Here is an 8,829-nt window from a genome sequence, read left to right as displayed (position 1 = left end):
GCGTGGTCGCAAATAATCCGCTGGGCAGGCTGCCGCGTGCTCTCGCACTGGATGTCGGTGGCCCACGAGCTTGCGCTAAACAGCATGCAGGGAATCAGAACAGCGAGTTTGATGTTGCTTGCGGGTATCGGCAATTCAGCCCCTCCGAATGCGTGATGGGTTGATGATACTCTGGACTTCGCCGCTTATTGATTGGCGCCTCTGCGCTTGCATCAAAGTTGACCTGCGCTAACCGGAAGACAAAGCGTCCGCATTTCAGACGTCGTTTGGCGTTACGGAAGGTGGCTCGTCCTGTATCTTGTCCTCGCCGGCCAGCTGCCTCTGCGCCTTTAACCAGTACTCGTCGGACTTGCCTTCTGGACTGCCGTCTTTCTCCCACAGGTAAAAGGCGAGCGTTCTGATTTGCTCTTCGGTAACGGGGAAATCCATTTGAGCCTCCGGGCACTCGATGCGGTTGGATTGATTTCCGCGCTGTTGCTGCACGGCGTCGGTGTCAGTGCGTAGCAAACGCTGTGCCGCGGTGCGGAAATCTCGTCCATCTGTACCTCACCGCTGCGTCCTGCTGTGACGGTCACCTGTCCGGCATTAACTTTACCGGGCAAATCGGATTCCGCTACTATGCATGTCAAAAGGGGCAGGCTCGCGACGCGACCACCCTGGGATTCCCGATGGTCTCTCCTCTAGGTTCACTGTCGACAGGAATGAAACGGACTTGAAAACAGCCTGCCTGGACAGCCTGAAGGGCACCTCAATTCCTTACTTCACATCGCCCATTGCAGGGCCGCCGATGGCGCATTGGTAAAGTGACTCGTCATGCCGCAACCCTCGATACGGCTCGCACGCCCGACCTCCACCACTGACTCACTGTTCGCACAGCTCAGGGCGCGCATTGTCCTTCTGGCCGCCTTTGTCGGCTCTATGTGGATAGTGTTTTTTCTATCCGCCGCCTTGCCGTTCCTGCAATTGAATCGACACGGAGTGGTGCCGCGTACGCTCAGCGGGTTGCAGGGCATCCTGTTCGCCCCGTGGTTGCATGCAAGCGTGATGCATATCGTGTCGAACACGGGTGGACTGATCATCCTGGGCTGGTTATGCATGTGGCCGCGCATCGCGAACTTCTGGCAGGCGACAATCGGCGCGATGCTTGGCGCAGGCCTGTGCGCCTGGCTGCTCGGTGCGCCCTACACGGTGCACATCGGCGCCAGTGGTCTGGTGTTTGGTTACGCTGGTTACCTGGTTGCACGGGCTTACTACACGCGACAGATTCTCGCGATGTTGGTGGCGCTGTTTGTGGCGGGCAGCTATGGGTTGACCATGCTCTTCGGTCTCATGCCGATTTATCCCGGCGTGTCGTGGCAAAGCCATCTTGGTGGCGCGCTGGGCGGAATTCTTGCTGCGCGCGCAGCGGCTCGCGGTGCGCGACGTTGATGATGCGGAGGTCTTACCTGAACGAGCCTTGGCGACGTGCTGAATTCGATCGACTGGCGCCGCGTAAGTTACGGCTTCCCTTTCAGGGTAAAGGGCGCTAGCAGTGACTGCACATCGACCTGTTGGCCCTGGAGCATCAGCAGTCTCGCGTGGAGCACCGTGTTTTCCAGGACCAGCTTGGCCGTGCTCAGCAGATACAGCGCGTGAACGTCGGAGACCGACATGCCTGCTTCGACCAGATGATGACGCTCGACCAGCGAACTCATCACGAGACGTCTGAGCTCTTGCTCACCAAACGGGAGGTCCGCGTAATCGATGGGGTCGTCAGCCTCCACCTCCCGCAGCATGTCAACAAGCGTTTCTGTGCTCACTTCCATGTCGGCTCCACGTAGTCGTGTCGATTGAGACCAGCATAACCAAACTATAAGCCACGCGAAACAGATTTTTGCGGGCATATTCGGCTTGAAGGTTTTTTCGAATGCGTGTAGCGCGTAGCCGAACGAAACCGACACTCCTCACGTGTCGAGATCCCCAAGACTAGCCGCACGCAACCGGTCGAAATCCAGAATGGTGATCTCCCCGGACTTCAAACTCACTATCCGTTGACTCTCAAGGTTCTTGAGCAACTGATTCGTGGTCTGTCGCGACAGCGACACCATCGAAGCGAGACTGTCCTGCGAGAGCCTTATCCTGCTCTGAGCCGCGTTGAGACCGCCATACCCGCCCGCGATCGACAGCAAGCGGTTCGCCACGCGCTGCGCCGCGGGTAACAAGGTCATCGCTTCAGCGTTGTCGAACGAAAGCCGGAGTCTTTGCGCCATCAACAACGCAAAATCGCGCCAATAGCGGGGCGTAGTGTCGAGCAGATCTTTCAGCGCGGCCTCGGGCACGTGCAGCAGGAGCGTCCTGCTGACGGCGGTGGCATTGTTGGGCCGCGGCAGCCCGTCGAACAGCGAGATTTCCCCCACCCAAGCAGTCGGCCCAAGCACTGCGAGCAACGCCTCCTTCCCATCCACCCCGACTGTGCCGATGGCAAGCGCGCCACCCAGCACGGCATACAGACCGGAAGACTGCTCGCCACGCCGGTACAGGACTTCGCCCCTTTCCAGCGTGACCAGGCTGGCATGGCTGACCAGATAGTCCCGCAACTCGACGGACAGGCCGCGGAACCACGGCGTCGTTTCGAGTTGCATCCGATAGCGGTTCTGGCTGGATTCCATTGGCGCGTCGACCTGTCGTGTACCCGACAGATTTTAGGCCGGTTCGCGAACATCATGGGGACTCGCCGTTGTCCCGGGTTATCCCTTGCTTGCATCATCGAATAAGGAGTGTCGACGTGGCCTCATCTGATCTCAGTCTGAAGAACGACGTTTCACCTGCCGAATGGGAAGCGCGAGTTAATCTCGCAGCGGCATACCGCCTCGTTGCGCTGTTCGGTTGGGACGACCTGGTGTTTACGCACATCTCGGCGCGCGTGCCCGGCCCCGAACACCATTTCCTGATTAACCCGTACGGCCTGATGTTCGACGAAATCACCGCGTCGTCGCTGGTCAAGGTGGACCTCAACGGCCGCAAGGTTGTCGAATCGCCTTACGACGTCAACCCGGCTGGCTTTACGATTCATAGCGCTGTGCACGCGGCCCGCGAAGACGCGCTTTGCGTGATGCACACACACTCGGTCAACGGCGTTGCGGTGTCGGCGCAGGAAGCGGGTTTGCTGCCGCTCTCCCAGCAATCGCTCGGGGTGCTGGCATCGCTCGGCTACCACGACTACGAGGGCATCGCACTTAACGAAGCCGAGAAACCGCGTCTCGTTCGGGACCTCGGAAGCAATACGTATCTGATGCTGCGCAACCACGGCCTGCTGACGGTCGGCGCTTCGCCTGCGGACGCCTTCGTCGCCATGTATTTCTTTGAGGCATCCTGCATGATTCAGGTACGTGCCCAGTCGGGTGGCGCAAAGCTGACTCAGATTCCGCAGCCGATCCTCGACGGCATCAAGGAACAGATCCGTGCGGTAACCAGCGGCACACCAGGAGCGTTGGCGTGGCCAGGCCTGCTGCGCCGGCTTGACCGCCGTAGCCCCGGATACGCTGACTAACAGTGAGAACCAGCATGGCAAAGATCTTTATCTACGGCGCCGGCTCGATTGGCTGCTATGTCGGCGGACGGCTTCTTGCCGCGGGCAGCGACGTCACCTTCATCGGACGTGCGCGCGTGGCCGACCAGTTGCGCGATCGAGGCATCACGCTGTCGCGGCACGACGATAGCCGCTGGCATGCGCCACCGGAGCGGATCGACGTATCAACGGACGCGGCGAGCGCCGCCGCCGCTGACCTCGTGCTCGTAACCGTCAAGTCTGCCGCGACACCTACGGCCGCGGCAGAGCTGGCCAATGTGCTTCGCCCCGGCACGGTCGTCGTGAGCTTCCAGAACGGCGTTGGCAACGCGGACGTATTGCGTGCCGCGCTGCCACAGCAAACGGTGCTGGAAGGAATGGTGCCATTCAATGTCGCCGAACGTGGCCCTGGCGCGTTTCATCAGGGCTCGGGCGGTTAACTGGAGATCCGGCATACGCCAGCCATGCAGCCGTTCGTCGACGCGTTCAGGAAGGCAGGGCTGCCGCTGATCCAGCACGCCGATATGCTGCCCGTGCAGTGGGCCAAGCTGTTGCTCAACCTCAACAATGCAATCAACGCGCTCGCGAACCGGCCGCTCAAGGAAGAGCTTTCGCAACGCGCGTACCGGGTCTGCCTTGCTATGGCGCAGGAAGAGGCGCTCGCGCTTCTGAAGCGGGCCGACATACGGCCAGTCAAAGTAACGCCGCTCCCGGCCACATGGATACCGAGTGTTCTTCGCTTACCTGATGCGTTATTTGAACGCGTGGGTCGCGCGATGCTGACGATCGATCCACTTGCGCGTTCGTCCATGTCCGATGACCTGGCGGCAGGGCGCGCTACGGAAATCGACTGGATCAACGGCGAAGTCGTACGCCTCGCGCAACGTCTGGGGCAAACGGCGCCGGTGAACGAACGACTCTGCCAACTCGTGCACGAAGCCGAGCGAGCCGACGCACGCCCTGCATGGTCAGGAAAAGCGCTGTTAGGCGAGCTGCGGACTGCGGCGAAAGCCGCTTAGCTGTCACGATTTGCCGACGGTCTGCCGATGCCCACTGACATGTTCGCCAGCATCGGGGGCCAGCGTAAACACATCGAATATCGCAATCACGCTCAACGCTGCCACCATCAGAAAGGCGATGCTGAAATCAGCCGGCACTAATGTTTGAGCGTCGTGCCCGTGCCACCATGAGGCGATCCGCAGCGCGATTGCGCCGGCCGCGACGCCCATCCCCATCGTCATCTGACTCATCGTGCTCGATAAGGTCGAGGCGCCGCTCATCTGCGGTTTTGGAACGTCAGCGAAACCGAGCGTATTGATGGCGGTGAATTGCAACGAACGTGCGACGCCGCTGATGAACAGTGCGCCCAGAATCCATCCATACCCTGTGGTCGGCCTTAACAGGCTCATGCTCGCAAGCGTGACTGCGGCAAACGCGCCGTTGTAGACGAGCACGGTCCGGAAGCCGAAACGCTGCAGGATTTGCGTCGTAACGAGTTTCGTCGACAGATTGCCTGCAAACACAGCGAGCGTCAGCAAGCCTGACTGAAACGGGTTCATGCCAAAGCCGACCTGAAACATCAAGGGCAGCAGAAACGGCACTGCGCCGATCGAGATCCGGAATAGCGAACCGCCAGAGATCGCAACCACGAACGTCTTGATCCGGAACGCGGACAAATCGATCATGGGATGCGCGGTGCGGCGAAGATGGAACCACGCTATCGCGCAGGCCGCGAAGCCGACCACCAGAAACACTAGCGACGAGTGCCATGACGTGTCGGCGCGGCCGATTGCCTCCATCGCGTACATGACCGAGGTGCCCGCGAGGCCGGTCAGCACAAAGCCCAGTACGTCGAAAGGACGGGAATGCGTGTCGCGTTCCGCGCTGAGGAAGCGCCAGGCTAGTACTATTCCTATCAAGCCCAGCGGCAGGTTAAGGTAGAAAATCCAGCGCCACGTGAAGTATGTCGTGATGAACCCACCGAGTGGCGGCCCGAGAACCGGCGCGACTAGCCCCGGCCATGTGATCACCGAGATCGCGCGCACCAGCTGTTCCTTGGGCGTAACGCGCAGCACAGCGAGGCGTCCGACGGGCACCATCATTGCGCCGCCTATGCCCTGCAAGATGCGCGCGCCAGTGAATTCGACGAGATTGCCGGTCAGGGCGCAGAGTATCGATGCGCCAGTGAAGATCGCGAGGGCCGCCGTGAAAACGTTGCGAACGCCGACGCGATCGGCAATCCATCCGCTGATCGGGATAAAAACGGCAAGGGTCAGCAGGTAAGACGTGATGCCGATACTGAGTTCTACTGGCCTGATATGAAACGACTGTGCCATCTGCGGCAATGCCGTGGCGATAATCGAGCCGTCGAGGTTTTCCATGAAGAACGCGGCGGCGACCAGCGACGTGACCAACGTAGAACTGCCGTGGCGCACGGAACCGGATGGCGAAGTCGACATCGGCCAATACTCCTGAATTGCGAACTGAAGCGATGAATAAGGATTGAAACAGGGCGGTGCCGATCTGGCGCCCGCGACGTCAGGTGCTTTCCCGCTCGATCAGACTAAACCCGACGTCGACCATCTGCTCGGTGTCCGGCCCGTTTTCAATCCTATTGACGAGCATGGTCGCCGCAAGCGAACCGATTCTCGTGCCGTCGATTCTCATGGTCGACAACGGCGGCGTGGTGTCCCTGGCAAAATTCTGGTCACCGTAGCCAATCACGCGCAACCGTCCAGGCACCGCAATACCCTGGCTCTCGGCTTCCATCAATACGCCCAGCGCAAGACTATCCGCGCCGCAGAAAACAGCGTCGATATCGGCATCCTTCTCAAGCAAGTCCTTCAACGCTCGCCGCCCGTCCCCCAGATTTGCTGGCGACTCGATCGTCACCACGGGAATAGCAGCGCTCGCCTTGGTACTACCGAATGCTTCGAGGAACGCTTTGGTGCGAGCCTGCGCGCGCCGGTCGCTGGGTGTGAAAACGGCGGGGCGCCGCGCGCCGCGCTTCTTCAGGAATTTCGCCGCGGCTTTGCCAACCTGCTCATGCGAGAAGCCGACCAGCATGTCGATCGGCTCGCTCGTCAGATCCCAGGTCTCTACAACCGGGATGCCGCTCGCATGCAGTTTTTGCCGCGCACTCTGCGAGTGAACCACGCCGGTCAATACGATGCCGGCCGGCCGGCGGCCAATCACCGCATCGAGCAGGGCGTCCTCGCGCGATTCGTCATAGCCGCTTTGCCCGATCAGCAGCTGATAGCCCGACGCGGCAAGCTCGCTTGTGAGGGCCTCGACGGTTTCCTGAAACACGCTGCCGCCCATCGCGGGGATCAGGGCGACGATGAGATCGCTGCGTGTCGATGCCAGCGATCCTGCGATTAGATCAGGGGTGTAGCCGGTTTGCCGGACCGCCTCGCGGATGCGTTCCAGCGTATCGACAGAGACCAGTTCCGGCGTATTCAGTGCGCGTGAGACGGTCACCTTGGTCACGCCGACGAGCGCCGCGAGATCGCTGAGCGTCACGCGACCAGAGTTCTTGCGGGCTCGCCGCGAGGCGCTTCGTTCGACAGGGGCAAGCAGGGAAGTAGGCGTTTTGCTCACGTCGTTGATCACTCAGGCCCGAAAAAAGTTGCTGGTAATTGTCTCAAAAGCATACTACCATGCGCTCTATGTTACCGGTTACATAAACCGGTAACATTTGTACGAGGATAAGCGGTTGGCGTGGGCAGAGCCGGCGCCACAAGACTTGCAGAGATAGGAGACACGTATGTCGCAGGCTGGCGAGACGATGGTAAACGAGCCGCTAATCCGGCTTAACGCCGCGGACAATGTATTGATCGCGCGCGAGGCGTTGTCCATCGGGCAACAGCTTTCCATTGGCGATGCGGCCATCCGCATGCGCGCCCAGGTTGCCGCGGGCCACAAAGTGGCGGCGCAACGTATCCCGCAGGGCGCGGCCATCCGCAAATACGACACCATCATTGGGCGGGCCGCCCGCGACATCGAGGCGGGTGATCACGTCCACACGCACAACGTTGAACTGATCGATTTCGAACGCGATCCGGGTTTCTGCCTCGATGTGCGTCCGGTCGAGTACGTTGCAGAAGCCGACCGGGCAATCTTTAAGGGCATCGTTCGACCCGATGGACGCGTCGCGACGCGCAACTTCATCGGCATTCTGGCCTCGGTCAACTGCTCTTCTACGGTCATCAAAAATATCGCCGCGTGGTTTACGCCCGAGCGGCTCGCACGTTATCCGAATGTCGACGGCGTGGTCGCGTTCGCGCAGACCAGCGGCTGCGGGATGTCTTCGCCTAGCGAACACTTCGACGTCCTGCGCCGCACGCTCGCCGGCTATGCGCGTCATCCGAATCTTGGTGGTGTGCTGATCGTTGGGCTCGGCTGCGAGCGCAACCAGGTCGGCGCCTTGCTCGAATCGCAGGGTCTGCACGCCGGTGCCGCGGTCCACACGCTGGTAATGCAGGACGAGGGCGGCACCCGCGCGACGATCACGGCAGGGATCGCTGCCATAGAGCACATGCTGCCGGCTGCTAACGATATTCACCGCCGTCCGGTGCCGGCGAGCCATATAAAGATCGGTCTGGAATGCGGCGGCTCGGACGGCTTTTCCGGCATCACGGCGAACCCAGCCCTGGGCGCGGCCATGGATATTCTGGTGCGCCACGGCGGCACGGCGATTCTTTCCGAAACCCCCGAAATTCACGGCGTCGAATACATGCTGACACGCCGCGCGGTGACGCCGGAGGTCGGCCAGAAACTGCTCGACCGCCTTACGTGGTGGGAGCAGTACACGCGCGGCCACAACGGCCAGTTCAACGGCGTCGTAGGACCGGGCAATCAGCAAGGTGGACTCGTCAATATCTTCGAGAAGTCGCTCGGTTCGGCGATGAAAGGCGGGACGACACCGCTGCAAGCCGTCTACGAATACGCCGAGCCGATCGACCGCGCCGGCTTCGTCTTCATGGACTCGCCCGGCTACGATCCTGTCGCGGTGACCGGACAGATCGCCAGCGGCGCAAACCTTATCTGCTTTACGACGGGTCGCGGTTCCATGTTCGGCTCGAAGCCCGCACCCACGATCAAGCTCGCGAGCAACACGCCGATGTTCGAGCGGCTGCGCGACGACATGGATATCAACTGCGGACTGATCCTCGATGGCGAACGCTCAATCGAAGAAATGGGCGAGGACATCTTCCAGCACATCCTGCGGGCCGCATCGGGCGAACGCACCCGCAGCGAACTGCTCGGCCTGGGCGATCACG

Annotated in this window: 8 protein-coding genes and 1 pseudogene; 4 read left to right on the top strand and 5 right to left on the bottom strand. The window is 60.9% G+C overall.

The features are described from left to right. Positions 1–255: 255 nt before the first annotated feature. The gene (locus M0954_RS27605) at positions 256–429 is read right to left on the bottom strand and encodes a DUF2934 domain-containing protein (RefSeq protein ID WP_123386619.1); all 174 of its coding nucleotides are present in this window, start codon (positions 427–429) and stop codon (positions 256–258) included. A 384-nt stretch (positions 430–813) separates the two neighbouring features. Here M0954_RS27605 and M0954_RS27600 point away from each other — a divergent pair, with 384 nt between their 5' ends. Beyond that, complete coding sequence (locus M0954_RS27600; RefSeq protein WP_133893887.1) at positions 814–1,428, top strand: rhomboid family intramembrane serine protease; 615 nt, start codon at positions 814–816, stop codon at positions 1,426–1,428. A 68-nt stretch (positions 1,429–1,496) separates the two neighbouring features. Here the strand turns inward: M0954_RS27600 and M0954_RS27595 are convergent, their stop codons facing one another. Beyond that, a complete protein-coding gene (locus M0954_RS27595; protein ID WP_122157309.1) occupies positions 1,497–1,805 on the bottom strand; it encodes a hypothetical protein in 309 nt (102 codons plus the stop codon). A 138-nt stretch (positions 1,806–1,943) separates the two neighbouring features. Beyond that, entirely contained in the window at positions 1,944–2,648 is a 705-nt protein-coding gene (locus M0954_RS27590; RefSeq protein ID WP_297356665.1) for a Crp/Fnr family transcriptional regulator, read from the bottom strand. Between the two features lie 116 nt (positions 2,649–2,764). Between M0954_RS27590 and M0954_RS27585 the strand changes: the two genes are divergently transcribed. Together M0954_RS27585 and M0954_RS27580 are read left to right on the top strand one after the other, a co-directional pair. Continuing rightward, the gene (locus M0954_RS27585) at positions 2,765–3,529 is read left to right on the top strand and encodes a class II aldolase/adducin family protein (RefSeq protein ID WP_122157307.1); all 765 of its coding nucleotides are present in this window, start codon (positions 2,765–2,767) and stop codon (positions 3,527–3,529) included. Between the two features lie 14 nt (positions 3,530–3,543). After that, a pseudogene (locus M0954_RS27580) lies at positions 3,544–4,566 on the top strand (2-dehydropantoate 2-reductase). 3 nt (positions 4,567–4,569) lie between these two features. Here M0954_RS27580 and M0954_RS27575 read toward each other — a convergent pair. Both M0954_RS27575 and M0954_RS27570 read right to left on the bottom strand, forming a co-directional pair. After that, entirely contained in the window at positions 4,570–6,006 is a 1,437-nt protein-coding gene (locus M0954_RS27575; protein WP_297356663.1) for an MFS transporter, read from the bottom strand. 79 nt (positions 6,007–6,085) lie between these two features. Next, a complete protein-coding gene (locus M0954_RS27570; RefSeq protein ID WP_297356661.1) occupies positions 6,086–7,069 on the bottom strand; it encodes a LacI family DNA-binding transcriptional regulator in 984 nt (327 codons plus the stop codon). A 265-nt stretch (positions 7,070–7,334) separates the two neighbouring features. Here M0954_RS27570 and M0954_RS27565 point away from each other — a divergent pair. Then, a partial coding sequence (locus M0954_RS27565; protein WP_297356667.1) for a UxaA family hydrolase occupies positions 7,335–8,829 on the top strand: 1,495 nt, incomplete at its 3' end.

This window comes from Paraburkholderia sp. (genome assembly GCF_026225065.1).
Classification (GTDB): Bacteria; Pseudomonadota; Gammaproteobacteria; order Burkholderiales; family Burkholderiaceae; genus Paraburkholderia.
This window is presented reverse-complemented; position numbering and strand designations above follow the sequence as displayed.